The sequence below is a fragment of the Pelomonas sp. KK5 genome (assembly GCF_001984095.1).
Classification (GTDB): domain Bacteria; phylum Pseudomonadota; class Gammaproteobacteria; order Burkholderiales; family Burkholderiaceae_C; genus KK5.
This window is the reverse complement of record NZ_LYVQ01000075.1, coordinates 1-26,966: the sequence shown is the minus strand read 5'-3', so window position 1 is coordinate 26,966 and position 26,966 is coordinate 1. Positions and strand designations below refer to the sequence as shown.

The 26,966-nt window shown below is 69.3% G+C and carries 22 protein-coding genes and 1 pseudogene; 19 read left to right on the top strand and 4 right to left on the bottom strand.

The genetic code is table 11. The features are described 5' to 3' along the window. The first annotated feature begins 57 nt into the window (after positions 1-57). The 11 genes from serC to B0W88_RS13770 all read left to right on the top strand — a co-directional run bounded on the left by serC (position 58) and on the right by B0W88_RS13770 (position 11,583). Positions 58-1,137, top strand: coding sequence for a 3-phosphoserine/phosphohydroxythreonine transaminase (serC, locus tag B0W88_RS13820; protein WP_077035239.1), 1,080 nt, complete (start codon positions 58-60; stop codon positions 1,135-1,137). Continuing rightward, a complete protein-coding gene (gene pheA, locus B0W88_RS13815; protein ID WP_077035238.1) occupies positions 1,130-2,260 on the top strand; it encodes a prephenate dehydratase in 1,131 nt (376 codons plus the stop codon). Before serC ends, pheA begins: the two co-directional genes overlap by 8 nt. Continuing rightward, the gene (locus B0W88_RS13810) at positions 2,260-3,132 is read left to right on the top strand and encodes a prephenate dehydrogenase/arogenate dehydrogenase family protein (protein ID WP_077035237.1); all 873 of its coding nucleotides are present in this window, start codon (positions 2,260-2,262) and stop codon (positions 3,130-3,132) included. The genes pheA and B0W88_RS13810 overlap by 1 nt, the downstream gene beginning before the upstream one ends. Positions 3,133-3,143: 11 nt before the next feature. After that, complete coding sequence (locus tag B0W88_RS13805; protein ID WP_077035236.1) at positions 3,144-5,159, top strand: bifunctional 3-phosphoshikimate 1-carboxyvinyltransferase/cytidylate kinase; 2,016 nt, start codon at positions 3,144-3,146, stop codon at positions 5,157-5,159. Between the two features lie 141 nt (positions 5,160-5,300). Then, positions 5,301-7,001: a 30S ribosomal protein S1 gene (gene rpsA, locus B0W88_RS13800; protein ID WP_077035235.1), complete on the top strand. Its 1,701-nt coding sequence runs from the start codon at positions 5,301-5,303 to the stop codon at positions 6,999-7,001. 106 nt (positions 7,002-7,107) lie between these two features. Next, positions 7,108-7,413 (top strand): integration host factor subunit beta, encoded by a 306-nt coding sequence (locus tag B0W88_RS13795; RefSeq protein WP_077035234.1) that lies wholly within the window; start codon positions 7,108-7,110, stop codon positions 7,411-7,413. A gap of 54 nt (positions 7,414-7,467) precedes the next feature. Continuing rightward, positions 7,468-7,773, top strand: coding sequence for a lipopolysaccharide assembly LapA domain-containing protein (locus B0W88_RS13790; protein WP_077035233.1), 306 nt, complete (start codon positions 7,468-7,470; stop codon positions 7,771-7,773). Beyond that, entirely contained in the window at positions 7,763-8,914 is a 1,152-nt protein-coding gene (gene lapB, locus B0W88_RS13785) for a lipopolysaccharide assembly protein LapB (protein ID WP_077035232.1), read from the top strand. The genes B0W88_RS13790 and lapB overlap by 11 nt, the downstream gene beginning before the upstream one ends. After that, the gene (locus B0W88_RS13780) at positions 8,898-9,641 is read left to right on the top strand and encodes a glycosyltransferase (protein WP_077035231.1); all 744 of its coding nucleotides are present in this window, start codon (positions 8,898-8,900) and stop codon (positions 9,639-9,641) included. Before lapB ends, B0W88_RS13780 begins: the two co-directional genes overlap by 17 nt. Beyond that, positions 9,638-10,591, top strand: a complete 954-nt coding sequence (locus B0W88_RS13775; RefSeq protein WP_077035230.1) for a glycosyltransferase family 32 protein — start codon at positions 9,638-9,640, stop codon at positions 10,589-10,591. Before B0W88_RS13780 ends, B0W88_RS13775 begins: the two co-directional genes overlap by 4 nt. Further along, positions 10,588-11,583, top strand: a complete 996-nt coding sequence (locus B0W88_RS13770) for a glycosyltransferase family 2 protein (RefSeq protein ID WP_077035229.1) — start codon at positions 10,588-10,590, stop codon at positions 11,581-11,583. Before B0W88_RS13775 ends, B0W88_RS13770 begins: the two co-directional genes overlap by 4 nt. On the opposite strand, the gene B0W88_RS13765 is transcribed toward B0W88_RS13770, so the two are convergent. Both B0W88_RS13765 and B0W88_RS13760 read right to left on the bottom strand, forming a co-directional pair. Further along, positions 11,561-12,433 carry a Kdo hydroxylase family protein gene (locus tag B0W88_RS13765; protein WP_077035228.1) on the bottom strand — a complete coding sequence of 291 codons (873 nt, stop codon included), beginning with the start codon at positions 12,431-12,433 and terminating at the stop codon, positions 11,561-11,563. The two genes, B0W88_RS13770 and B0W88_RS13765, sit on opposite strands and share 23 nt — an antisense overlap. A 22-nt stretch (positions 12,434-12,455) precedes the next feature. Further along, positions 12,456-13,583, bottom strand: a complete 1,128-nt coding sequence (locus tag B0W88_RS13760; protein WP_077035227.1) for a glycosyltransferase — start codon at positions 13,581-13,583, stop codon at positions 12,456-12,458. Positions 13,584-13,632: 49 nt separating this feature from the next. Here B0W88_RS13760 and B0W88_RS13755 point away from each other — a divergent pair, with 49 nt between their 5' ends. Further along, entirely contained in the window at positions 13,633-15,381 is a 1,749-nt protein-coding gene (locus tag B0W88_RS13755) for an ABC transporter transmembrane domain-containing protein (RefSeq protein ID WP_077035226.1), read from the top strand. Positions 15,382-15,387: 6 nt separating this feature from the next. Continuing rightward, a complete protein-coding gene (locus B0W88_RS13750; RefSeq protein ID WP_077035225.1) occupies positions 15,388-15,660 on the top strand; it encodes a helix-hairpin-helix domain-containing protein in 273 nt (90 codons plus the stop codon). Here the strand turns inward: B0W88_RS13750 and B0W88_RS13745 are convergent. Further along, complete coding sequence (locus B0W88_RS13745) at positions 15,648-16,895, bottom strand: patatin-like phospholipase family protein (protein ID WP_077035224.1); 1,248 nt, start codon at positions 16,893-16,895, stop codon at positions 15,648-15,650. The two genes, B0W88_RS13750 and B0W88_RS13745, sit on opposite strands and share 13 nt — an antisense overlap. Positions 16,896-17,112: 217 nt before the next feature. Here B0W88_RS13745 and adh point away from each other — a divergent pair, with 217 nt between their 5' ends. Further along, entirely contained in the window at positions 17,113-18,633 is a 1,521-nt protein-coding gene (adh, locus tag B0W88_RS13740) for an aldehyde dehydrogenase (RefSeq protein WP_077035223.1), read from the top strand. A 2-nt stretch (positions 18,634-18,635) separates the two neighbouring features. After that, positions 18,636-19,034: a DUF779 domain-containing protein gene (locus B0W88_RS13735; protein ID WP_077035222.1), complete on the top strand. Its 399-nt coding sequence runs from the start codon at positions 18,636-18,638 to the stop codon at positions 19,032-19,034. Here B0W88_RS13735 and dnaE read toward each other — a convergent pair. After that, complete coding sequence (gene dnaE / locus B0W88_RS13730; protein WP_077035221.1) at positions 19,025-22,558, bottom strand: DNA polymerase III subunit alpha; 3,534 nt, start codon at positions 22,556-22,558, stop codon at positions 19,025-19,027. The two genes, B0W88_RS13735 and dnaE, sit on opposite strands and share 10 nt — an antisense overlap. 65 nt (positions 22,559-22,623) lie before the next feature. Here dnaE and B0W88_RS13725 point away from each other — a divergent pair, with 65 nt between their 5' ends. From B0W88_RS13725 to B0W88_RS13710, 4 genes and pseudogenes are all read left to right on the top strand, one after another. Then, the gene (locus B0W88_RS13725) at positions 22,624-23,544 is read left to right on the top strand and encodes a peptidylprolyl isomerase (RefSeq protein WP_077035220.1); all 921 of its coding nucleotides are present in this window, start codon (positions 22,624-22,626) and stop codon (positions 23,542-23,544) included. Next, on the top strand, positions 23,541-24,677 hold the full coding sequence (locus B0W88_RS13720) for a sorbosone dehydrogenase family protein (protein ID WP_077035219.1): 1,137 nt from the start codon (positions 23,541-23,543) through the stop codon (positions 24,675-24,677). Before B0W88_RS13725 ends, B0W88_RS13720 begins: the two co-directional genes overlap by 4 nt. Before the next feature lie 24 nt (positions 24,678-24,701). Then, positions 24,702-26,219 (top strand): class I adenylate-forming enzyme family protein, encoded by a 1,518-nt coding sequence (locus B0W88_RS13715; protein ID WP_077035218.1) that lies wholly within the window; start codon positions 24,702-24,704, stop codon positions 26,217-26,219. Further along, positions 26,216-26,966, top strand: a pseudogene (locus B0W88_RS13710) (hypothetical protein); the annotation flags it as partial. The gene B0W88_RS13715 and the pseudogene B0W88_RS13710, both read left to right, overlap by 4 nt.

Genomic DNA, 26,966 nt, shown 5'->3' with positions numbered 1-26,966 from the left:
GGCCCCCGCCAAGACCAAGTAAGCACACAGCACAGCACCAGGCAGTCCCGAGGTCCGATGAGCCAACGCCCGTACAACTTCTCCGCCGGCCCCGCGGCGCTGCCCGAGGAGGTCCTGCGCCAGGCCGCCGCCGAGATGCTGGACTGGCACGGCTCCGGCATGAGCGTGATGGAGATGAGCCACCGCGGGCGTGAGTTCATCTCGATCTACGAGGCGGCCGAGCGCGACCTGCGCGACCTGCTGGCGGTGCCTCCCGAGTTCCGCATCCTGTTCATGCAGGGTGGCGGGCTCGGCGAGAACGCCATAGTCCCGATGAACCTGGCCCGCACGGGCAAGGTGGACGTGGTGGTGAGCGGCTCCTGGTCGAAGAAGAGTGCCGTCGAGGCGGCGCGTTATGCCGACGTGAAGGTCGTCGCCGAAGGCTTCGTGCCGTCCGCGCAGTGGCAGCGCCGCTCCGATGCCGACTACCTGCACATCTGCTCCAACGAGACGATCGACGGCATCGAGTTCCATGAGTTGCCCCGGCTCGATGGCGAGGTGCCGCTGGTGGTGGACTGCTCGTCGCACGTGCTGTCCCGCTTCATCGACTGGAGCCGCGTGGGCCTCGCCTTCGCCGGCGCGCAGAAGAACGTCGGCCCGGCCGGCGTGACCCTGGTCTTCGTGCGCGAGGACCTGCTGGGCCGCGCGCTGCCGATCTGCCCCAGCGCCTTCAACTACGCCACCGTCGCCGCCGCCGACTCGATGTTCAACACGCCGCCCACCTACGGCATCTACATCGCCGGCCTGGTGTTCCAGTGGCTCAAGGATTTCAGCTATGCCGGCAAGACCGGCGTGGCTGCCATCGAGCAGCGCAACGTCGACAAGGCGCGGCTGCTCTACGGGGCGCTCGACGCCTCGCACCTGTTCGAGAACCGCGTGCCGGCCGATTGCCGCTCGCGCATGAACGTCCCCTTCTACCTGAGGGACGAACGCCTGAACGACGCCTTCCTGGCTGGCGCCAGGGAACGCGGACTGCTGCAACTCAAGGGCCACAAGTCGGTGGGAGGCATGCGGGCATCGATCTACAACGCGATACCGCTGGAGGGCGTGCAAGCCCTCGTCAACTACCTGCAGGACTTCGAGAAGCATCATGGCTGAGGACGCCTCCTCCCTCCCTTCCCCGACACCCGAACCGGTCGCCACGCCGGAGCTGCTGGCGCTGCGCCAGCAGATCGACTCGCTGGACAAGCAACTGCTGACGCTGCTGAACGAACGCGCCCATGTGGCCGAGCAGGTCGGCGAACTGAAGCGCCGCGACGGCACGGCCTTCTTCCGCCCGGACCGCGTCGCCCAGGTCATCAACAAGATCAAGACGGCGAACCCGGGGCCGCTGAAGGGCGAGCATGTGGCCTCGATATGGCGCGAGATCATGTCCGCCTGCCTGGCGCTGGAATCGCCGCAGCGGGTGGCCGTGCTGGGCCCGGTGGGCACCTTCTGCGAGCAGGCGGCGATCGAGTATTTCGGCGGCGCCGCGGACCTGATCTATTGCGGCAGCTTCGACGAGGTCTTCCACGCCACCGCCAGCGGCAGCGCGCAGTACGGCGTCGTCGGTGTCGAGAACATGACCGAGGGCGTGGTCACCCGCTCGATGGACCTGTTCCTGCACACGCCGACGCACGTCGTCGGCGAGGTCAGCCTGCTGATCCGGCACAACCTGCTGCGCAAGGACGATTCGCTGGAAGGCATCGAGGCCGTGCTGGCCCATCCGCAGGCACTTGCCCAGTGCCAGAACTGGCTCAACAAGCACCTGCCCAACGCCGAGCGCCGCGCCGTCGCCAGCAATGCCGAGGGCGCGCGCCTGGCGGCGACCAATCCGGCCTGGGCGGCGCTGGCCAGCGAACGCGCAGCCACGCTGTTCGGCCTGCACATCACCGCCCACGCGGTCCAGGACGAGGCCTACAACCGCACCCGCTTCGCCGTCATCACGCTGCCGCAGACGATGGCCCTGCCGCCGGTCAGCGGCAACGACCGCACCAGCATCGTCGTCTCGGTGCCCAACAAGCCCGGCGCGATGCATGACCTGCTGGTGCCGCTGAAGGTGCACGGCGTGTCGATGACGCGGCTGGAATCGCGCCCGGCCCGCAACGGCCAGTGGGAGTACTACTTCTACATCGACCTTGACGGTCACCCGAACCAGCCGAACGTCGCCGCGGCCCTCGAAGAGCTGCGCCAGATCTGCGCCTTCTACAAGGTCATCGGCGCCTACCCGGTGAAAGCCTGATGTACCAGCAGCTGGGCGTCATCGGATGCGGCCTGATGGGCGGCTCGTTCGCGCTGGCCATGAAGAAGGCCGGGCTGGTCAAGCGCGTCGTCGGCTACAGCAAGTCGCCGTCCACGACCGACGCGGCGAAGAAGCTCGGCGTGATCGACGTGATCGCCGAGTCGGCGCTGCTGGCCGTCTCCGGCTCGGACATCGTGCTGCTGGCCGTGCCGGTCGCCGCGACCGAATCGACCATGAAGGCGGTGCGCCACCTGCTGAAGCCCGACGTGCTGTTCATGGACGTGGGCTCCACCAAGTGCGACGTGGTCGAAGGCGCCCGCCGCGCCCTGGGCAAGGCCCTGCCGGGCTTCGTGCCTGCGCACCCGATCGCTGGCAAGGAGAGCGGCGGCGTCCAGCATGCCGAGGCCGAGCTCTACAGGGGCCGCCAGGTGATCCTGACGCCGCTGCCCGAGACCACACCGAGCCTGGTGCAGAAGGCCACCGACGTCTGGCATGCGCTGGGTGCGCAGGTGCTGAAGATGTCGGCCGAGAACCATGACGCCGCCTTCGCTGCCGTCAGCCACCTGCCTCACCTGCTGGCCTATGCCTTCTTCCAGTCGGTGGCCGCGCAACCAGCGGGGCGCGACTACCTGAGCCTGGCCGGCACCGGCTTCCGCGACTTCACCCGCATCGCCGCCAGCGAGCCCGCCGTCTGGCGCGACATCCTGATGGCCAACAAGAACGAAGTGCTGAAGCAGTCGCGCCTGTTCCGCCAGGCGCTGGACGGATTGGAAGCCTTGATCCAGAGCGGCGACGCCGTCGCACTGGAAGAACGCATCCGGCAGATTTCCGAGCTGCGCGCCAACTGGCACTTGGGCGCTCCACGGCGCTGAATTTAGAAGTTATGTACAAGATCCCCTTCCTCGACCTGCCCCCGCTGCGGGCCGCGGCCGGCACGGTGCGCCTGCCGGGCTCCAAGAGCATTTCCAACCGCGTGCTGCTGCTGGCCGGACTGTCCGAAGGCACGACCGCGGTCCATGACCTGCTCGACTCGGACGACACCGCCGTGATGCTGACGGCCCTGCGCACGCTCGGTTGCGTGATCGAGCAGCAGTCGAAAGGCGTGCTGCGGGTCACCGGCGTCGGCGCGAAGCTCGGCACGCAGGCGGCAAAGCTGTTCCTGGGCAACGCCGGTACGGCGATGCGGCCACTGACCGCCGCGTTGGCACTGCTGACGGCGACGCAGGGTGGTGATTTCGAGCTGTCCGGCGTGCCGCGCATGCACGAGCGCCCGATCGGCGACCTGGTCGATGCGTTGCGTGCTCTCGGCTGCGAGATCGCCTGCCTCGGCAACGAAGGCTACCCACCGCTGAAGCTGACCGGCCCCTCGGCGCTGAAGCTCGACGCGCCGGTCAAGGTGCGCGGCGACGTGTCGAGCCAGTTCCTCACCGCGCTGCTGATGGCCCTGCCGCTGGTGGCCGAACGGGACATCACGATCGAGGTCATCGGCGAGCTGATCTCCAAGCCCTACATCCAGATCACGCTGACGCTGCTGGAGCGCTTCGGCATCCAGGTCCGCCGCGAGGGCTGGGAGCGCTTCGTGATTCCGGCCGGCAGCCGCTATCGCTCGCCGGGCGATGTCCACGTGGAGGGCGATGCGTCGTCAGCCTCTTACTTCGTCGCGCTGGGCGCGATCGCCGCGGTCGACCGCCCGCTGCGCATCGAAGGCGTCGGCAGCGAGTCGATGCAAGGCGATGTCCGCTTTGTCGAGGCGGCGCAGCAGATGGGCGCCGAGGTCAAGGCCGGCCCGAACTGGCTGGAAGTCCGTCGCGGCGCCTGGCCGCTGAAGGGCATCACGCTCGACTGCAACCACATCCCCGATGCGGCGATGACGCTGGCCGTGATGGCGCTCTACGCGGACGGCCCGACGACGCTGACCAACATCGCCAGCTGGCGCGTCAAGGAGACCGACCGGCTCGCCGCGATGGCGATCGAATTGCGCAAGCTCGGCGCCACCGTCGAGGAAGGCCCGGACTGGCTGCGCGTGGAGCCGCTGCAGGCCTGGCAACCCGCCTCCATCCACACCTACGACGACCACCGCGTCGCGATGTGCTTCTCGTTGGCCGCCTTCAACGGCCTCGTCACCGAGCATCCGGTGCCGGTGCGGATCGAGGACCCGGCCTGCGTCGCCAAGACCTTCCCCGAGTATTTCGAGACACTGTTCGACCTGGTCAGCGCCAGCGTCAGCGACATCCCCGTGCTGACGATCGACGGCCCCACCGCCTCCGGCAAGGGCACGCTGGCCGACGAGGTGGCCCACAAGCTCGGCTATGCGGTGCTGGACTCCGGCGCGCTGTACCGCGCCGCCGGCCTGGCCGCGTCACGGGCAGGCGTCGATCTCGATGACGGCAACGCGGTCGCCACCATCGCCCGCGCCATGGACCTGCGCTTCGCCCAGGGTCGCGTCTTCCTCGCCGGCGAGGACATCAGCGACGAGCTCCGCCTGGAGACCAGCGGCCAGAACGCCTCCCGCGTCGCCGCCCACCCGCCGGTGCGCCGCGCGTTGAACCAGCTCCAGCTCGACTTCCGCCGCGCCCCGGGCCTGGTGGCCGACGGCCGCGACATGGGCACCGACGTCTTCCCCGACGCCCAGCTCAAGGTCTTCCTCACCGCCAGCGCCGCCACGCGGGCCGAGCGGCGGCACAAGCAATTGATTTCCAAGGGAATTTCCGCTAATATCGAGAGCTTGCGCGCGGATCTGGAGGCGCGGGACGCACGGGACAAGACCCGTTCGGCCTCGCCGCTGCACCCCGCGCAGGACGCGCTGATGCTGGACAACTCGGCTCAGACGATCGAGCAATCGGTCGATCTGGTGCTCGATTGGTGGCAGAAGCGCAGGCCGTTTGCGGAACAGCGTTAAGCCGTAAGCAGCCAGGGCCCGCCGCCCTTCCCTCCGAACGTCAGTTCATCTGAGGGCGGCGAACTCAACAACCTAACCGCAGCGCAAGCTGCAAACCAGCGCCCGACCTGACGCCCAGGCTCGACGCACAGGAAACACACAATGTCCCAGAACCAAACCATGGACTCGTTTGCCGCGATGTTCGAAGAGTCGCTCCAGAAGAGCGACATGCGCGCCGGTGAAGTGATCTCCGCGGAAGTCGTCCGCGTCGAGCACAACTTCGTCGTCGTCAACGCAGGCCTCAAGTCCGAAGCCTACGTGCCCATCGAAGAGTTCAAGAACGACCAGGGCGAACTGGAAGTTCAGGTCGGCGACTTCGTCTCCGTGGCCATCGACGCCATCGAGAACGGCTACGGCGACACCATCCTGTCGCGCGACAAGGCCAAGCGCCTGGCCTCGTGGCTGAGCCTGGAAACGGCCCTGGAGTCCGGCGACTTCGTGACCGGCACCGTGTCGGGCAAGGTCAAGGGCGGCCTGACCGTGCTGGTCAACGGCATCCGCGCCTTCCTGCCGGGTTCCCTGCTGGACACGCGTCCGGTCAAGGACATGAGCCCGTACGAAGGCAAGACCATGGAGTTCAAGGTCATCAAGCTGGACCGCAAGCGCAACAACGTCGTGCTGTCGCGCCGTGCCGTGGTCGAAGCTTCGATGGGCGAAGAGCGCGCCAAGCTGCTGGAAACGCTGTCGGAAGGCGCGATCGTCCAGGGCGTGGTCAAGAACATCACCGAATACGGTGCCTTCGTTGACCTGGGCGGCATCGACGGCCTGCTGCACATCACCGACATGGCATGGCGCCGTGTCCGCCACCCGAGCGAAGTGGTTCAGGTCGGCCAGGAACTGACCGCCAAGGTCCTGAAGTTCGACGCCGAGAAGAACCGCGTCTCGCTGGGCCTGAAGCAGCTGGGCGACGACCCGTGGTTCGGCGTTTCGCGCCGCTACCCGACCGGCACCCGCCTGTTCGGCAAGGTCACCAACATCGCCGACTACGGCGCGTTCGTCGAGATCGAGCCGGGCATCGAAGGCCTGGTGCACGTCTCCGAAATGGACTGGACCAACAAGAACGTCGCTCCTTCGAAGATCGTCTCCCTGGGCGACGAAGTCGAAGTCATGGTCCTGGAAATCGACGAAGACAAGCGTCGCATCTCCCTGGGCATGAAGCAGTGCAAGGCCAACCCCTGGGAAGAGTTCGCCGAGAACGTCAAGCGCGGCGACCGCGTCAAGGGCCCGGTCAAGTCGATCACCGACTTCGGCGTGTTCGTGGGCCTGGCCCAGGGCATCGACGGCCTGGTGCACCTGTCCGACCTGTCGTGGAACGAGACTGGCGAAGCTGCCGTGCGCAACTTCAAGAAGGGCCAGGAAGTCGAAGCCATCGTTCTGGCCGTGGACGTCGAGCGCGAGCGCATCTCGCTGGGCATCAAGCAGCTGGACAGCGACCCGTTCACCACCTACACCTCGGTCAACGACCGCGGCATGTCGGTGACCGGCAAGGTCAAGTCGGTTGACGCGCGTGGCGCCGAGATCGACCTGGGCGAAGACATCGTCGGCTACCTGCGCGCTTCGGAAATCTCCCGCGACCGCGTGGAAGACGCCCGCAACGTGCTGAAGGAAGGCGACGAGGTCACCTCGGTCATCATCAACATCGACCGCAAGACCCGCAACATCCAGCTGTCCATCAAGGCCAAGGACAACGCGGACAACCAGGAAGCCATGCAGCGCATCTCCGCTCAGAACGAGCGCGAGAACGCCGGCACGACCAGCCTGGGCGCCCTGTTGCGCGCCAAGCTGGACCAGGGCAACAACTAAATCGTTGTTATCCTGCCGGGGTGGGCTCGCAAGGGCCCGCCTCGACGATGGAGGCTCGCCACTCGTTCGAGGGCGAGCCTTTTCACTTCTGACGCTCACACGAAACATGACCCGCTCCGACCTCGTCGCCCTGCTGGCCGATCGATTTCCGCAGCTGACCCAGCGCGACACCGAGTTCGCCGTCAAGACCATCCTGGACGCGATGTCCGACGCGCTGGCCAAGGGCCACCGCATCGAGATCCGCGGCTTCGGCAGCTTCCAGGTCAACCGCCGCCCGCCCCGCATGGGCCGCAACCCGCGCAGCGGCGAGCAGGTGCTGATTCCCGAGAAGCTGGTGCCGCACTTCAAGCCCGGCAAGGCGCTGCGCGAGGCGGTCGACGCCCGTGCGCCGATCGACTCGTCGTCGGTCTGATTTGTAGCGCCGACTTTGCCTTTGAGCGCCCTGCGCCCGACCTAGAATCCGCGGATGCGGATCCTCGTCTGGGCCTTTCGCGCCTTTCTCTTCTTCACCCTGTTCGCCTTCGCGCTGAACAACAGCCACGAGGTGATCGTGCGCTGGTTCTTCGGCCAGTCCTGGCGCGCGCCGCTGGTGATCGTGGTGCTGGTGGCCTTCGGCTTCGGTTGCGCCCTGGGCGTGCTGGCGATGGTGCCGGCCTGGTGGAAGCATCGCCGCATCGCGCGCCGCACGGTGCCCGAATCCGCCGATGACGCCGCCGCCCTGCCGCCGCAGCCTGCCGTCTCCAACCCGACGATGCCCTACGATGGAATTTGATCCCCGCTGGCTGCTGATCGTGCTGCCGGTGGCCTTCGCGCTGGGCTGGCTTGCTTCCAAGCTGGACACCCGGCAGTGGAAGCGCGAGCAGCGCGATGGGCCCAAGGCCTACTTCAAGGGCCTGAACCTGCTGCTCAACGAACAGCAGGACAAGGCCATCGACGCCTTCATCGAGGCGGTGCAGAACGACGCCTCCGAGACCTCCGAGCTGCACTTCGCCCTGGGCAACCTGTTCCGCCGCCGCGGTGAGTACGAGCGCGCGGTGCGCGTGCACCAGCACCTGCTGTCGCGCGGCGACCTGCCCAAGGCCGAACGCGAACGCGCCCAGCACGCGCTGGCGCAGGACTTCTTCAAGGCCGGCCTGTTCGACCGCGCCGAAGCCGCCTACGAGGCGCTGCACGGCACGCCCTTCGAGAACGAGGCGCAGCTCGCGCTGCTGTCGCTGTTCGAACGCTCGCGCGAATGGCGCAAGGCGGTCGAGGTGGCGCGCCGCCTGGAGGCCGGCGGCACCGCCTCCTTCGCCACCCGCATCGCCCACTACCTCTGCGAACTGGCGCTGGAAGCCCAGGGCCGCCACGACGACGAGGAAGCCCGCAAGCTGCTCGCCGAGGCCCGCGCCGTCGCGCCGGAGGCCGCCCGCGCCCATGTGCTGGAAGGCCAGCTGCTGGCCCGCCAGCAGCAGCACGAGGCGGCGATGGCGGCCTATGCGGAGCTGCTCTCCGTCAACCCGGCCGCCTTCAACCTGGTCGCCTGCGACTACGCGGACACCGCGCTCGCCGCCGGCCAGGGCGAGCGGGCGCTGGCCTTGCTCACCACGCAGTACCAGCGCGCACCCGGCCTGGACCTGCTGCTGGCCATCGACAAGCTCGACCCCGCCGCCAACCACCAGCGCGCTCGAATAACGAGTCACCTGCGCGCACAGCCGACCCTCTCCGCCGCCCGCAGCCTGCTGCAGCTCAGCAACGGCAAGCTCGCCGACGAGGAAGCGCCGCTGGTCAACACCGCGCTGGACCGCGCCGCCCGGCCGCTGCAGCGCTACCGCTGCGCCGCCTGCGGCTTCGAGGCCGGCCACTATTTCTGGCAATGCCCCGGTTGCCTCACCTGGGACAGCTACCCGCCCCGCCATGTCGAAGAACTCTGATCAGCAGCGGCACATCCTGTGCATGAAATGGGGCACCAAGTACGGCCCCGAGTACGTCAACCGCCTCTATGCGATGGTGCGCCGCCATCTGAAGGGCGATTTCACCTTCGTCTGCCTGACCGACCGCACCGAGGGCATCCGCGCCGAGGTGCAGTGCTTCCCGATCCCGGAGATGAACATCGCCGAGGCCAAGCGCGACGGTGCCTGGAAGAAGCTCACCACCTTCGAGGCCGATCTCTACGGCCTCAAGGGCACGGCCCTGTTCCTCGACCTGGACGTCGTGATCGTCGACGACATCACGCCCTTCTTCGAGGTGCCCGGCAAGTTCCTGATCATCCATGACTGGAAGCGGCCCTGGCGCGTCACCGGCAACTCCTCGGTCTACCGCTTCAAGATCGGCGCCCATGCCGACGTGCTGGACAAGTTCCGCCGCGAACACGAAGCTCTGCGCAAGGAATTCCGCAACGAGCAGGCCTATCTCTCGGACGAACTGCACAAGCAGGGCCTGCTGCAGTACTGGGACGATGCCTGGTGCGCGAGCTGGAAGTACCACTGCGTGCCGCGCTGGCCGCTGAACTTCTTCCGCGAGCCCTTCATCCCCGCCGGCGCCCGCATCCTGATCTTCCACGGCGTGATGAACCCGCCGGACGCGCTGGCCGGCCGCAGCAACGGCAACTGGCGCAAGGCCCGCCCCGCCCCCTGGATTGCCGAGCACTGGCGCGAATGAGCACGGCCACGCTCGCGCTGCTGGCCGTATTCGCGCTGGTCCTGCTGCTGCTGGCCCGCGAGGTGCTGGCCGTGCTGATGGCTCGCGCGCCGCGCGAGGTGCACGAGGTCAGCACGCCCGGCCCGTCCACCAGCGCGACGATCCCCAAGCGGCTGTGGACCTACTGGCACGAGGCGCCTCCGCCCTTCGTCGCCCAGTGCCTGGCCAACTGGCAGCGCATGGCGCCGGACCATGAACTCCAGCTGCTCTGCCCGCAGTCGATGCTGCAGTGGATCCCGGCCGACGAGGTCCGCTCCGACTTCGCCAGCCTGCCCCCTTACCGCCAGGCCGACTGGCTGCGCATCCATCTGCTGGCGCGCCATGGCGGCATCTGGGTGGACGCCTCGACGATCCTGAGCCGCGACCTCGCCTGGGTGCACGAGCGCAACACGCAGCAGGGCCGCGAATACGTCGGCTTCTACATCGGACGCTACACGCAGCGGCTGGACGATCCGATCGTCGAGAACTGGTTCATGGCGTCGGTGCCGGGCGGCGCCTTCGCGCGCGCGCTGGCCGACGAGTTCGACCGCGCGCTGGACATCGGCGCCGAGGCCTACCTGGACCAGCTGCGCAGCGAGGGCCGCCACGCGCGCATCGTCCAGGGCCTGGGCGACTCGGCCCAGCGCTACCTGCTGATGCACGTCTGCGCGGCCCGGCTGCTGGACGACCAGCCGCGCGCCTATGCACTCAGCCTGCAGCGCGCCGAGGACACCGCCTTCGCCTTCCTGGCCGGCGTCGGCTGGCGCAAGCGCCACCTGTTCGCGCGCCTGGCGCTGGTGCCGGCGCCGCGCCGGTTGCCGGTGCTGATCAAGCTGCGCGGGGGCGACCGGGACGTGGTCGCCCGCAACCTCGCCCAGGGGCGCTGGATCGACAGCAGCATCGTCGCGCGCCTGCTCGACCTGCGCCGATGACGAACGGCGGCTGCTGGCTCAGCATCCTGCTGCCGGCCTACAAGGTCGAGGCCTGGCTGCAGGACTGCGCGGCTTCGATCCTGGCGCAGGCCGACGAGGGCGTGGAGCTGGTCTTCTGCGACGATGCCTCGCCGGACGGCTCGGCTGCGCGGGTCGAGGCGCTCGCCGCCCAGCATCCGGGCCGCGTGCGCCTGCTGCGCAATGAGCGCAATCTCGGCATCAGCGGCACCCGCAACCGCCTGCTCGATGCCGCGCGAGGCGACTACCTCTGGTTCGTCGACCCGGACGACCTGATGGAGGCCGGCGTGCTGCCGCGGCTGAAGGCGCTGATCGCCGCGCAGCAGCCTGATCTCGTCATGTGCGACTTCCGCGCCTTCGACGACGGCTCGAACCAGCAGCGCCCCCGCTACGCCCATGTGCCAAGCTTCGCCGACACCCTGCCCGCCGGCACGCCCGACACCGACCGCGACCATCTGCTGCAGGGCCTGTTCACCCACGGCCAGTGGCACGGCTGGTCCAAGGTGATCCGCCGCGCGATCTGGCCGGCCGCGCTGCGCTTTCCCGAGGGCCGCATCTTCGAGGACCAGGCGCTGTACCCGCGGCTGATGCTGGCGGTCCAGCGCCATGTCCACGTCGGCGAGGTCTGGATCGCCTACCGCCAGCGCGGCGGCAGCGCGCTGGCCACGCTGGATGCCAAGCGGCTGGACGACTGGATGGAAGCGCTGGTCGGCTACGGCGCGCTGGTGCAGGAGCGCAGTGCCGACACCCGTTTCGAGATCGCCCACTACTGCGCGCGCACGCTGCTGCGCGCAGTCCGTCGGGCCGGGAAGTTAGGACTGATGACGCCCGAACTGGCGCAGCGCTTTCGCCGCCAGTTCGAGGCCTCGTCGCCGCTCGCGCCGGGCGAACTGCTGCGCGGCTACCTGCGCCGCGGCCGCCTGCTGCGCTGGCTGCAGCTGGCCCTGTGGCTCAGACGAGCGTCCGCCCGGTAAGCCGCTGCAGGATGCCCAATGGGCTGGCCGTCGTGTCGTACTGCTTGTCCGCCGCCAGGTGCAGCGTCTGCTCCAGCATGTACTGGCCCGACATCACCGCATGCGAGGTCTGGTCGGAGAAGCAGACCCAGGTCGACCCCGGCGGGAACGGCACCTGCTGCTGCGGCGCCTCGCGCTGGTAGTCGGGGTCGGACTTCATGCCGTCGTGCAGCTGCAGCATCAGGTGGTCGTACTCGCTGCGCAGCGACTTGGTCACGTGCAGCGCCTTCAGCGCCTTCGCCTGCCAGGCCGAATAGGGCTTGGCGCGGGGCACGAAGCGGCGCGCCACCGCCTCGAACGATTCGCCCACGCGCCAGACCCGCGGCGCCCCGTCCGGGTTGACGTTGGTGAACACGCGCAGGATGCGCTCGCCGTAGTTGGGCCGCGAGGGGAAGGCATCCACATGCAGGCGGCGGTCGTCGGCGCGCCAGGACTGGGCGCGCGTCTCGACCTGGCTGGGCCGGTAGCTGGTGGGCGCCATGCGCAGCGCCGGGCCGTACTTGGGCAGCAGCGCGTCGACGAGGCCGCGGGCCTGCGTGCGGAAGCGCGAAACCATGGTCGCCAGCGCCTGCTGCGTGGCTTCGTCGCCCAGCGCCCCCTTCAAGCTGCCGTCGGCATTGAGGCTGATGTTGCGCGTCTTGGGATCGCGGATGTCCGGGGTCAGCAGCGGCTTCTCGGCCTCGGTCAGCTGGAAGGCCAGCTGCGGGAAGTACAGCACCTTGCCGGCTTCCAGGCCCGCGATCCAGGCGGGCTCGCTGCGTGCGCCGGCCCAGTCGGTGATGCTGTCGATCTCGATGATTTGCGAATCCATCGCGGCATTATCCAGGGGCAATTCAGACCGAGACCATCAGGTCCTCATAGCGGCGCAGCATCGTCGGCATGCCGTGGTGCTGCAGCGCATGCGCCCGCGCCGCCGCCCCCAGCCGCGCGGCCAGCTCGGGCTCGCGCAGCAGCCGTTCCAGCGCATCGGCCAGCGCCTTCGCATCGCCCGGCGGCACCAGCAGGCCGCTGACGCCGTCCTCGAACACGCCCTCCACGCCCGGCGCCGCGCTGGCCACGCAGGCGCAGCCGGCCGCCATCGCCTCCACCAGCGCCAGCGGCATGCCCTCCCAGTTCGTCGCGAGCACGAAGATGCGCTGGCTGCGCAGCAGGCCCGGCATGTCCTTGTGATGGCCGAGGAAGCGCACCTGCGCATCCAGCCCGAGCCGCGTCACCAGCGCCTCGGCCACGCGACGCGCGCTGGCCTTGCCCGAGCCCGCGAATTGCAGCGACGGCGTGAGGCCGCGTTCCTTCAGCAAGGCCAGCGCGCGGATCAGCGTCGGCTGGTCCTTCTGCCGCGCGAAGCGGGCCGACATCACGATGCCGGGCTCCCGCTCCTCCATCGGCGGCGGCTCCACCTCGAAGCGCTGCAGCGGGATGCCGTTCGGGATCGCCATCGTCAGCGCCTCCGGCATGCCCAGCTCGACCAGCCGGCGCCGCACGCCCTCGGACACGCCCACCAGCCGCGCCGAGCGCGCCGCCAGCCAGCGCGAGAAGGCGCGCGACCAGGGCCAGTAGCGCTCCCGCGTGTTGTGCTCCACCTGGATCAGCCGCGGCACGCCCGCCAGCCAGCCCGCATAGCGGCCCAGCACATGCTCGGGGAAGCCATGGGCCACCAGGACGTCCGGCTTCAGCTCCAGGCACAGCCGCTTCAGCGCCAGCACGGTGGCGATGCGCGACCAGCCCGGCAGCAAATAGACCGGCAGCCCGCGCTCGCGCAGCGCATGGACCCGGCTCAGGTCGGTATGGCGCTTGCGGCGCAGCACCAGGACCGGCTCCACCCGCGTGCCGGCCAGCGAGGCCAGCGCCAGGTCGGCCGCCACCGTGGTGGCGCCGGAGAAGCCGCCGGTGACGAAGTGCATCACGCGCCGGCGCGGGGTCAGGTCTTGAGCTGCAGGCTCCGACCGGGGTTCCAGGTTCATGCCCTCATTGTAGGAAGCGGTCGGGGAAGTCCGGCGACAATGGCCGGTTATGACTCCCGCTCCCAACAACGAGGTTCCGCTGCGGCAGATCGCGCTGCGCCTGGTCCGCTTCGTCAAGCCGCACCAGCTGGGCCTGCTGCTCACCGTGCTGGCCTACCTCGGCGCCGCCCTCACCGAACCGCTGATTCCCAAGCTGATCGAGACCGTCTTCGGTACGGGCTTCTCCCGCGACTCCTTCGCCGTCTGGTGGGTGCCGGTCGTGCTGGTGGGCCTCTATGCGCTGCGCGGCCTGTTCTCCTTCCTCGGCCAGTACCTGTTCAACTGGACCCTGTCGCGCAGCGTGATGGACTTCCGCGCGGCCCTGCTCGATGCGCTGCTGCGCGCCGACGCCCGCGTGTTCACCAGCCTGCAGCCCGGCACCGCGGTGACCAAGGTCGTCAACGACCCGCAGCAGATCCTGGCCCTGCTGGGCAACACGGTGATCAACATCCTGCGCGACGGCCTGCCGGCCCTCGCCATGCTGTTCTACCTGTTCTACCTGAACTGGCAGCTGACCCTGCTGTCGATGGTCACCACGCCGGTGATGGCGGTGGTCGTGCGCAAGGTCAACTCGCGCGTGCGCCAGATGGGCACGCGCACCTACGACGCGCAGCTGCAGCTGGTCAACAAGGTGGACGACGTGACCCGCGCCTGGCGCGTGGTGCGCAGCTTCGATGCGGCCGAGCACGAGCGCGAATCCTTCGGCGAGCGCGCCAAGGAGGTCCAGCGCAACACGCTCAAGACCAACGCCGCCGGCGCGCTGACCCAGCCGCTGTCGCAGTTCATCATGAGCATCGGCCTGTCGCTGATCATCTGCCTGGCCCTGCTGCAGGCGCGCAAGGCCAACACCGGCGTGGGCGAGTTCGCCGCCTTCGTCACCGCGCTGCTGCTGCTGAGCTCGCGGCTGCGCCATCTCTCCGACCTGGCCCAGCCGATCACCAATGCGCTGGTGATCGCCCGCGGCTGCCTGAGCATGCTGGACATGCCGCAGGAGCGCGACACCGGCACGATCGAGCTGACGACGCACGGCCCCGGCGAGATCCGCATGGAGGACGTCAGCCTGCGCTACGAGGGCGCCGAGCGCCCGGCGCTGGACGGCCTCTCGCTGACCTTCGCCGCCGGCCACACGACGGCGCTGGTCGGCGCTTCCGGCGCCGGCAAGAGCTCGATCGTCCACCTGCTGCTGGCCTTCGGCGAGCCCGACTCCGGCCGCATCCTGCTCGACGGGACCGACATCCATGCGCTGAAGAAGGCGAGCCTGCGCCGCCAGTTCGCGGTGGTCTCGCAGGACATCGTGCTGTTCGACACCTCGGTGGCCGAGAACATCGCCTATGCCCAGCCACTCGACCCGGCGCGGCTGGAGCAGGCGCTGCGCGCCGCCCACCTGTGGGACTTCGTTCAGACCCTGCCGCAGGGCGTGGACACCCCCGTCGGCGCCAACGGCAGCAAGCTCTCCGGCGGCCAGCGCCAGCGCCTGGCGATCGCCCGCGCCCTCTACAAGGACGCGCCGGTCTGGGTGTTCGACGAAGCCACCTCGGCGCTGGACACCGAGAGCGAGCGCGCCGTCCAGCAGGCGCTGGAACAGTGGCAGGGCCGCAAGACGCTGATCGTCATCGCCCACCGCCTGTCCACGATCCGCAGCGCCGACGCGATCCACGTGATGGGCCAGGGCCGGCTGATCGAGAGCGGCTCGCATAACCAGTTACTTGAGCGGGATGGCGCCTACGCCGCGATGGTGCGGGCGCAGAACGGGGAGTGATCGGTGATGCGGCGCCGTGGCCTCCTGATGCTGCTGGCGTTGCCGCCGCTCACGGCCGTCGCGGCTGAACTGGAGATCAACAGCGCCAGCCGTGCCCAGCTGGAATCGCTGCCCGGCATCGGGCCGGCATTGGCCGAACGCATCCTGGCGGCGCGCGCCGCCGGGCCTTTCGATGACTGGGCCGACCTGCACCGGCGCGTCGCCGGCATCGGTCCCAAGCTCGCGCAGCGCCTGTCGGACCAGGGCCTGCGCGTGAACGGCCTCGGCTACGCCGCCTGACTCGCCCGCCGCCGCGCGGCCGGGTCGTTCACCGGCGCCTCCGCCGGCCAGCCGAAGAAGCGCTGCACCTCGCTGCGCCGCGCCAGCGTGTCGCTCATGCCCAGGTTGATCAGCTCGTTGGTGAACGGCGGCTCGAACAGCAGATAGCTCGTCAGCGCCGCGCCGCCCGCCCCGGAGCCGCCGACGCCGCGCAGCATCGCCCGCATCGCCGGCGGCAGGCTGGCCTGGTGCTCGGCCGCGAGGTCGTCGATGCGCCGGCTGGGCGCGATCACCAGCACCTCGATCGGCCGCAGCGGCGTGCGTGCGCGCAGCTCGGGCGGCAGCAGGCCCAGCGTGTTGTTGACGCGCTGAAGCCGTTCGATGTCCACCGCCAGTGCGTCCAGGAAGATGTTGGATAGCGCATGGCCGGCGATCTGCGCGAGGCTCGGGTGGCCGGTGGTCGTGGGCGCGCGCCGGTCGCCGGGCTCGCTCATGCGGCCGGCGCCGATCACCAGGATGCGTTCGGCGCCCAGGTGCACCGCCGGCGAGATCGGCGCGCTCTGGCGCATCGAGCCGTCGCCGAACCATTCGGCCTGGCCGTCCAGCTCCAGCAGCTGCGCCGGGAAGATGAAGGGGATCGCGGCCGAGGCCAGCAGGTGCTCTGTGCTGAGCCGGGCGCGCACCGCCAGGCGCTGCGAGCGCTGCCAGGGCTGGGCCTCCTCGCGGGCCTGGAAGAAGGTGACATGCTGGCCCGAGCTGTAGCTGGAGCCGCTGATCGCCAGTGCCTGCATGTGGCCGGCGTTCAGCATCGCCTCCAGCCGGTCCAGCCGCACCCAGCGGCGCAGCAGTTCACCGAGCGGTGCGTTGTTCAGCAGGCTGGTCGGGTGGGAGCGGGTCCAGCGGGCCAGCGCCCAGCCCAGGCTCATCAGCGTGACCCAGCGCGCGCCGGTGCGGATCACGCCCAGCGAGTCGGCGGCGTAGACCTGGTCCACGTGGATGTTCTGCCAGAGGTACATCAGCCCGTCGACGGCGGCATCGAAGTCGTCCGCCTGGCAGGCGATGGTGGCGGCGTTGATCGCCCCGGCCGAGGTGCCGGCGATGATCGGGAAGGGGTTGCTGCCGCCCGCGACGCCGGCGTCGCGCCGCAGCTGCGCGATCGCGGCCAGCACGCCGATCTGGTAGGCGGCGCGGGCACCACCGCCGGTCAGGATCAGACCGGTGGGTGCGGCGCGGGGCTCGGCGGCGGAAGCTTGCATGACGGGCAATCATCGCCGAACTGCGACGCTGTTCCGGCAAGCGCTCCGCGGCCCGGTCGCTGTGGCAGGATGCAACAGTCCATCGTCATATTCCGGCAGATACGTCGCAGAAAGTGACAGCTTCTGCTGGAAATGCCGGCAGGCGGCCCTGGCGCGCTGCTTGCAAACGGTCCCCTTCGAACGCCGCGCGTCGTGGCGTCAACCAAGGAGACAAGAGATGGACATGCTCGAACCCGGCAAATTCGGAACCGCCGTCAACTTCAAGAAGCGCTACGGCAACTTCATCGGCGGCGAATGGGTGGCGCCCAGCGGCGGCCAGTATTTCGAGAACATCACGCCGGTCACCGGACGCGCCTTCTGCGAGATCCCGCGCTCCACTGCGGAGGACGTCGACCGTGCGCTCGACGCCGCGCACAAGGCCCGCGCCGCCTGGGGCAGGACCTCGCCCACCGAGCGCGCCAACATCCTGAACAGGATCGCGGACCGCATGGAGCAGAACCTGCCGATGCTGGCCGCCGCCGAGACCTGGGACAACGGCAAGCCGATCCGCGAGACCACCTTCGCCGACCTGCCGCTGGCGGTCGACCACTTCCGCTATTTCGCGGCCTGCGTGCGCGCGCAGGAAGGCGGCATCAGCCAGATCGACGACCAGACCTACGCCTATCACTTCCACGAGCCGATCGGCGTCGTGGGCCAGATCATTCCCTGGAACTTCCCGATCCTGATGGCCGTGTGGAAGCTGGCCCCGGCGCTGGCCGCAGGCAACTGCGTGGTCATCAAGCCGGCCGAGCAGACGCCGGTCTCCATCCTCGTGCTGACCGAGCTGATCGGCGACCTGCTGCCGCCGGGCGTGCTCAACATCGTCAACGGCTTCGGCCTGGAAGCCGGCAAGCCGCTCGCGTCCAGCAACCGCATCGGCAAGATCGCTTTCACCGGCGAGACCACCACCGGCCGGCTGATCAGCCAGTACGCCAGCCAGAACCTGATCCCGGTCACGCTGGAACTGGGCGGCAAGAGCCCGAACATCTTCTTCGCCGACGTGATGAGCAAGGACGACGCCTTCTTCGACAAGGCGCTGGAAGGCTTCGCGATGTTCGCGCTGAACCAGGGCGAGGTCTGCACCTGCCCGAGCCGCGTGCTGGTCCAGGAATCGATCTACGAGGCCTTCATCGAGCGGGCGCTGAAGCGCGTGGCCGCGATCAAGCAGGGCAGCCCGCTGGACATGGAGACGATGATCGGCGCGCAGGCCTCCAGCGAGCAGCTGGAGAAGATCCTCTCCTACCTGGACATCGGCCGCCAGGAAGGCGCGCAGGTGCTGGCCGGCGGCGAGCGCAACCGCCTCGGCGGCGATCTCGAAGGCGGCTACTACGTGAAGCCCACGGTGTTCAAGGGCCACAACAAGATGCGCATCTTCCAGGAGGAGATCTTCGGCCCGGTCGTCTCGGTGACGACCTTCAAGGACGAGGAGGAGGCGCTGTCCATCGCCAACGACACGCTCTACGGCCTCGGCGCCGGCGTGTGGAGCCGCGACATGAACACGGCCTTCCGCATGGGCAAGGGCATCCAGGCCGGCCGCGTGTGGACCAACTGCTACCACCAGTATCCGGCGCATGCGGCCTTCGGCGGCTACAAGCAGTCGGGCATCGGGCGGGAGAACCACAAGATGATGCTGGACCACTACCAGCAGACGAAGAACCTGCTGGTGAGCTACAGCGAGAACAAGCTGGGCTTCTTCTGACGATGGACACGGTCGCCCGCGTGACGGCGACCGAGGCGGCGACCGACCTCATCGCGAGGCTGGTCGCCGACCACGGCGCGGTCCTGTTCCACCAGTCCGGCGGCTGCTGCGACGGCAGCGCGCCGATGTGCTATCCGCGCGGCGAGTTCATCGTCGGCGACTACGACCGCCTGCTGGGCGAGATCGGCGGCATGCCCTTCTGGATCAGCGGGCCGCAGTTCGAGTACTGGCAGCACACGCAGTTGATCATCGACGTGGTGCCCGGCCGCGGCGGCATGTTCTCGCTGGAGGGGCCGACCGGGCTGCGCTTCCTGACCCGTTCGCGCCTCTATTCCGACGAGGAGTGGGCGTGGCTGGAAGCGCACGAGGCGCCTGCCGGAGCCGGCGCCCCTCACTCGTAGACGATCTGCGCCTGCGCCACCGCGGTCGAGAGCGTCGCCAGCGCCTCGTCGCAGGGCCAGAACTTGCTCGCCTCGCCGAGTTCGATCTTGAACTCGGCCTTCCCCTCGACGCCGTTGGCGCCGTTCAGGAAGTGGTGCGTCATCACTCGCAGGCCTTGCGTGATGACGCCCTCGTCGGTCTCGATCTTCTTGGCCGGCCACTGGCCGACGATCTCCTTCAGCGGCGGCACGGCAGCCCCGCGCACCGGCACGTAGAAGTACTTGCCGAAGCGCGCCCGCGCCGCGGTCAGCGACCAGACCTGCTGGATCGTCAGCCGCAGGCCGCCCGAGAAGCGGTCGTTCTGCACCTTGCCGCTGACGATGATCAGCTCGTCCTCGCTCAGCAGTTCCTTGTGCGTGTTGATCAGTTCCTCGTTGGCCACCGCCTCGATCGCGTCGGTCTTGTCGTCGAGCTTGAAGATCGCCACGCGGCCGCGGTTGCCGTTGATCACGCGCATGTCGCCGACGATGCCGGCCAGCATCACCGGCTCGCGGCTGTCCTGCGCGTCGACGATGCGGCGGCGGACCATGCGGCGAACTTCCTCGCCGCTCTGGTCGAACAGATGGCCGGAGAGGAAGAAGCCGATCGCGGTCTTCTCCATCGACAGCTGTTCCTTGATGCTCCACAGCGGCGTCTCGACCAGCGGCGGCTCGGCCGTCGACGAGCCGTGGGCGCCGTCGTCGAAGTCGAACAGGCCGCCCTGGTCCGCGTCCTGGCTCAGCTTGTCCGCGAAGCTGAAGCCCAGGCCCACGCTGGCCAGCAGGCTGGCGCGGTTGGTCTCCAGGCAGTCGAAGGCGCCAGCCTTGATCAGCGCCTCCACCACCCGCTTGTTGACCTGCTTGCGGTCCACCCGCGCGCAGAAGTCGAAGAAGCTCTTGAACGGGCCGCCCGCCTTGCGCGCCGCCACGATCGCATGGATCGCGTTGACGCCCGAGCCCTTCACCGCGCCGAGGCTGTAGTTGATCTTCTTGTCGGAGAGCGGCTCGAAGCGGTGCACGCCCAGGTTGATGTTGGGCGCCTCGAACTCGATGCCGAACAGCTTGGCGTCGTTCAGCAGCACCTTTAGCTTGTCGGTGTCGTCCGACTCGATGGTCATGTTCGCCGCGTAGAACTCCGCGGTGAAGTGCACCTTCAGCCAGCCGGTGTGATAGGCCAGCAGCGAGTAGGCAGCGGCGTGCGACTTGTTGAAGCCGTAGCCCGCGAACTTCTCCATTTCGTCGAAGATGCGGTCCGCATGGTCCTGCTCGATGCCGTTCACCGCCGCGCCCTTGCGGAACAGCTCGCGGTGCGCGGCCATCTCGTCGGCCTTCTTCTTGCCCATCGCGCGGCGCAGCATGTCCGCGCCGCCGAGGCTGTAGCCGCCCAGCACCTGGGCGGTCTGCATCACCTGCTCCTGGTAGACCATGATGCCGAAGGTCTCGGACAGCACGGGCTCGGCCAGCGGATGCGGGTAGACCGGCTTCTCCTTGCCATGCTTGCGGGCGACGAAGTCCGGGATCAGGTCCATCGGGCCCGGGCGGTACAGCGCGTTCAGCGCGATCAGGTCCTCCAGCCGCGAGGGCTTCGCGTCCTTCAGCATCTTCTGCATGCCGGGGGATTCGAACTGGAACACCGACTCGGTCAGCCCGTCGCTGAAGAGCTTGTAGGTCCGCCGGTCGTCCAGCGGGATGGTCTCGAAGGCGAAGTCCTTCTGCGCCGGATGCCGCGCGACGATGAACTCCTTGGCCATCTCCATGATGGTCAGCGTGGCCAGGCCCAGGAAGTCGAACTTCACCAGGCCGATGGCCTCCACGTCGTCCTTGTCGTACTGGCTGACCGCGCTGGTGGAGCCGGGCTGCTGGTACTGGGGGCAGAAGTCGGTGATCTTGCCAGGCGCGATCAGCACGCCGCCGGCGTGCATGCCGATCGAGCGCACGGTGCCCTCGACCTGCGTGGCCAGCGACAGCAGCGCGGCCACCTCCTCGTCGGCCTGCTCGCGCTCGCCGATCTCCGGCGCCTCGTGGCGGGCGTAGATCATCTTGGCCTTGGCGGGGTCGAAGTCGTCCGGCAGCGGGGCCAGCGTCACCGTCTTGCCGGGCGGCGCCGGCACCAGCTTGGCGATCGAGTCCACATGGCCGAAGCCCATGCCCAGCACGCGGCCGATGTCGCGCAGCGCGCCCTTGGCCGCCATCGTGCCGAAGGTGGCGATCTGGCTCACCGCGGGGCGGCCGTACTTGTCCTTGACGTATTCGATGACGCGGTCGCGGTTGCCCTGGCAGAAGTCGATGTCGAAGTCGGGCATCGAGACCCGCTCCGGGTTCAGGAAGCGCTCGAACAGCAGCGCGTACTTGAGCGGATCCAGGTCCGTGATCGACAGCGCGTAGGCCACCAGCGAGCCGGCGCCCGAGCCCCGGCCCGGGCCGACCGGGCAGCCGTTGTTCTTGGCCCAGCGGATGAAGTCCGACACGATCAGGAAGTAGCCCGGGAAGCCCATCTTGATGATGGTGTTCAGCTCGAACTCCAGGCGCTCCACATAACGCGGACGTTCAGCGTCACGCTTGGCCGCGTCCGGGTACAGCAGCGCGAGCCGCTCCTCCAGGCCGTCGAAGGACAGCTCGCGGAAATACTGGTCCATCGGCATCGCCGTGCCGTCTTCCAGGATCGGGGTCGGGAAGTCCGGCAGCTGCGGCTTGCCCAGCACCAGCGAGAGGCTGCAACGGCGGGCGATCTCGACCGTGTTCTCGATGGCGCTGGGGATGTCGGCGAACAGCTTCTCCATCGTCTGCTGGTCGCGGAAATACTGGCCCGGCAGGAAGCGCTTGATGCGCTTCGGGTTGGCCAGCGTCTCGCCGTCGGCGATGCAGACGCGGGCCTCGTGGGCGCCGTACTCGTCCTCGCTGAGGAACTGGATCGGATGGGTGGCCACCACGGGCAGGCCCAGCTCGGCCGCCAGCGGCACGCTGGCCTGCACCAGCGCCTCCTGGCCGGGCAGGCCGGCGCGCTGCAGCTCGATGTAGAAGCGGCCCGGGAACACCTCGGCGAAGCGCTGCGCCCAGTCTGTCGCCCGCGCCTTGTCGCCCATCAGCAGGGCCTGGCCCAGGCCGCCGAACTGCGCACCGGACAGGCAGATCAAGCCCGCGTTCAGCTCCTGCAGCCATTCCCACTTCAGGCAGGCCTGGTTGCGCTGGACGTTGTCGATCCAGGCGCGCGAGAGCAGTTCGGAGATGTTCAGGTAGCCCTGCGAGTCCTGCACCAGCAGCAGGATGCGGGTGGGGTTCTTGTCCGAACCCTCGGGCTCCAGCCAGCAGTCGGCGCCGAGGATGGGCTTGACGCCCTTCTTGCGGCAGGCGTTGTAGAACTTGACCCCGCCGAACAGGTTGGCGAGGTCGGTGATGGCCAGGGCGACCTGGCCGTCCTTGGCGGCCGCCGCGGCGGCGTCGTCGACGCGGAGGGTGCCGTCGACGACGGAAAATTCGGTATGGGTGCGCAGGTGAACAAACGACATTTCGGCATTGTAGAGAGGCCTCCCGCTCCGCTGGTCTATCCTCCCGCCCCACAAGGAGACCCCGCATGAAGAAGACGTTAGTGGCCGCCCTCGTGCTGGCCGCCGCCCTGCCCGCCCTCGCGGCCAAGCACCTGCCCAAGAAGCCCGCCAAGACCCAGCCCGCCAGCAGCGCCGAGATCATCAAGGCCGCCCCCGACGCCGACTGGCGCAATCTCGACCCCGACAACACGATCCTGATGGACCTGGCCCAGGGTCAGGTCTTGATCGAGCTGGCCCCGCGCTTCGCGCCCAGGCACGCGGCCAACATCCGCGCGATGGCGCACGAGGGCTTCTACGACGGCCTGTCCATCGTCCGCGTGCAGGACAACTTCGTCGCCCAGTGGGGCGACCCGGACAGCGATGATCCGGCCAAGGCCAAGCCGCTGGGCAAGGCCGATGCGAAGATCCCGGCCGAGTTCTCGATCCCGCTGAAGGGCCTGCCGCTGAAGAAGCTGCCCGACGTGGACGGCTGGGCGCCGGTGACCGGCTTCGTCGACGGCTTCCCGGTGGCCGCCAGCCCGAAGACCGGCCAAGCCTGGCTGGCCCACTGCTACGGCATGGTCGGCGCGGGCCGCGGCAACGAGGTGGACTCCAGCACCGGCGCCGAGCTCTACGCCGTGATCGGCCAGGCGCCGCGCGGGCTGGACCTGAACATCACCGTCGTCGGCCGCGTGCTGCAGGGCATCGAGCTGCTCGCCAGCCTGCCGCGCGGCGGCCCGAACATGGGCTTCTACGAGCAGCCCGAGCAGCGCACCGAGATCCGCCGCGTGCGCCTGCTGGCCGACATGCCCGAGGCCGAGCGCCCGCGCCTGCAGGTGCTGCGCACCGAGAGCAAGACCTGGCCGAAGCTGCTGGACGCCCGCCGCCACCGCGGCGGCTGGTTCGTGCACAGCCCGGAGCACATCGAGGTCTGCAGCGCGACAGTGCCGACGCGCCCGGCGCCATGAGGGCGGCCGCTGCTTCCCTGCTCCTGCTGGCCATCGCGACGGCGGCACGCGCCGACGTGGCCAGCGAGGTGCTGCCCCACATCAAGCTGCCGCCCGGCTTCAGGATCGAGCTCTATGCGATGGTCCCGGATGCGCGCCACATGGCCGTGGGCAAGGACATGGTCTTCGTCGGCACCCGCAAGGCCGATGCGGTCTGGACACTGGCGCGAGGCGCCGACGGCCGGGTGGCTGCCCAGCGCTTCGCCCCCGACGTGGCCTTCAAGATGCCCAACGGCGTCTGCCTGGACCGCGACGGCAGCCTGATCGTGGCCGAGTTGAACCGCGTGCTGCGCTTCGCCCCCGGCAGCGCGGTGCCGACCCAGGTGGTGGCGCAGGGCCGGCTGATCCCGCCCGTCGAGGAATCGGGGAACCATGGCGCCCGCGTCTGCCGCGTCGGCCCTGACGGCCGCCTCTACATCGCCCTGGGCCAGCCCTACAACGTCCCGCCGCGCGAGAAGCTGGCGCTGTACAAGCAATGGGGCATCGGCGGCATCGTGCGCATGGGCGCCGCCGACGGCGCCGGGCGCGAGGTCTATGCCGACGGCATCCGCAACTCGGTCGGCATCGAGTTCAACCCGAAGGACGGCAGCCTCTGGTTCACCGACAACCAGACCGACGGCATGGGCGAGGACATCCCGGAAGGTTCGATCAACCGCGCCACCCGGGCCGGCCAGTTCTTCGGCTACCCCTGGGTGGAGGGCAAGGTCCGCATCACCGAGCAGGGCTACGACAAGGACCCGCTGCCGCCCAACATCACCGAGGCGCAGGTGCGCACCACCGCCCACGCCGCCGACCTGGGACTGGCCTTCTACACCGGCAGCATGTTCCCCGCGCACTACCGCGGCGGCCTGTTCTCGGCCCAGCACGGCTCCTGGAACCGCCGGCAACCGGTCGGCGCCCGCGTGATGTTCACCGCGCTGAAGCCGGACGGCACGGCCGACCACACCGAGGTCTTCGCCGAAGGCTGGCTCGACGACAAGGGCGACTACCGCGGCCGTCCGGTCGACGTGGCCCCGCTGCCGGACGGCTCGCTGCTGGTGAGCGACGACCGCGCCGGCGCGATCTATCGAATCAGCTACACGGCGCCGCGCTGATCACCGGGCTGGTAAAAACGCGCCATGAGCGATGCCGACTTCCGCCTGATCTCCGACCTGATCCGCGAGCATGCGGCACGCCGGCCCGACCACCCCGCGCTGGCCCAGGATGGCGTCGAAACTCTGGGTTATGCCGCGCTCGATGCGCTGATGGACCGCATCGCCGCCGCGCTGCTGCGCGAGGGCATCGAGCCCGGCGACGCGATCGCACTGGCGGGCCTGTCCACCCCGATGCAGGCCGCGCTGTTCCTGGGCGCACTGCGGGCCGGCGTGGTGGTGGCGCCGCTGGCCACCTCGGTGACGCCGCAGGCCTTCGCCGGCATGCTGGCCGACGCGCAGGCACGGCTGCTGTTCGCCGACGCCTCGGCCGCAGGGCTGGCGCCAGCCGGGCTGCGCGTGCTGGACATCGATGCGCTGGACGCCTGGCTGCCGCCGCCGGGAGCACAGCCGCGGCCGGTCTCGCCGGGCCCGGGGCACCCGTTCAACATCATCTATTCCTCCGGCACCACCGGCGCACCCAAGGGCATCGTGCAGCCGCACGGCATGCGCTGGCAGCACGTGGCCCGCGGCGCGAAGTACGGCTACGGGCCCGACACCCGCACGCTGCTGGCCACGCCGCTGTACTCCAACACCACCCTGGTGGTCTTCTTCCCCACGCTGGCCTTCGGCGGCACCGTGCACCTGATGGGCAAGTTCGATGCGGGCCGCTACCTGGAACTGGCGCAGGAACACCGCATCACCCACACGATGCTGGTGCCGGTGCAGTACCAGCGCCTGATGGCGCGGCCCGATTTCGATACCCATGAACTGGGCAGTTATGTCGCCAAGTTCTGCACCAGCGCGCCCTTCAATGCGGCGCTGAAGGCCGACGTGCTGGCCCGCTGGCCGGGTGGCCTGGTGGAGTTCTACGGCATGACCGAAGGCGGCGGCACCTGCATCCTCGAAGCCCACCTGCATCCGGACAAGCTGCACACGGTCGGGCGGCCGGCCGAGGGCCACGACATCCGGCTGATCGACGACGAGGGCGTGGAGCTGGCCGGGCACGGCCTCGCCGGCGAGGTCGTCGGCCACTCGGCCGCGATGATGCACGGCTACCACGGCCAGCCGGACAAGACCCGCGAGGCCGAGTGGTTCGCGCCGGACGGCAAGCGCTTCATCCGCACCGGCGACGTCGGCCGCTTCGACGAGGACGGCTTCCTGATCCTGTCCGACCGCAAGAAGGACATGATCATCTCGGGCGGCTTCAACATCTACCCGAGCGACCTGGAGGCGCAGCTGCGCGAGCATCCCGCCGTGGCCGATGTAGCCGTGATCGGCGCGCCCAGCGACATCTGGGGCGAGACGCCGGTGGCCTATGTCGTGCGCCGGCCGGGCGCTCAGGCCAGCGACTTCGAGCTGCGCGCCTGGCTCAACGAACGGGTCGGGAAGACTCAGCGCCTGTCGGACCTGCGCAGCATCGACGAGCTGCCACGCAGCGCCATCGGCAAGGTGCTCAAGCGCGAGCTGCGCGAGCGTTACCTGCAGGAGCAGCCGGGCCCATGAGCCTGCTCGCGCTGCGCGCCCCGCGCATCAGCGTCTGGCCGCCGTCGCCGCTGCCACCGGGGCGGCTCGGGCCGGCGCTGCTGCTGGCGATGCTGCTGCACCTGTGGCTGGTGTTGCTGGTCGGCACTGCGCCGGGCGGCAGTGCGTTGCCGGGCGAAGGCGTGTGGGGGCGGCTGGAGGTCACACTGAGCGGGCCCAAGGCCGCCGAACCGGCGCCGCCTGTGCCGCCAGCGCCGGCCGCAACGCCCGACGTCGACACCGGCCCGGCCGGCACCGCGCCGAAGCGGCGCTACGGCGGCGCCGTGCGCACCACACCGGCCCCGGCGACCGAGCAGCCCGGCGCTGCGGAGCTCGGCCGCTGGCGGGCCACGCCGGGCGTGCAGTCCGAAGGAGCCGCCGAGTCTTCAGGAGAGGCCGAGCCTGCGCCGCGGCTGCAGACCCTGCCCGAACCCATCGAGAAGCCCCAACCGGCCGTGACACGGGTCCAGCCCGCCGCCACGCGCCCCGCCGCCGAGCCGCTGAAATCGCTGCCCACGCTGCCACCGATCGCCACGCCCCCGCCCGAGCCCGAGGCCCCCGCCCCGCCGGTCGAGCTGCCCCCGCCGCCGGTGCTGCGCACGCTGCCGGATGCGGCGCCGGCCGAGCGCAGCAGCAAGCCGGCGCGCGAGAACCTCAGCGCCCCGGTGCCGACGCCGGCGCCGCAGCCTCAACTGAGCGCGCCCAAGCCGCTGCCGGAGATCGCACCGG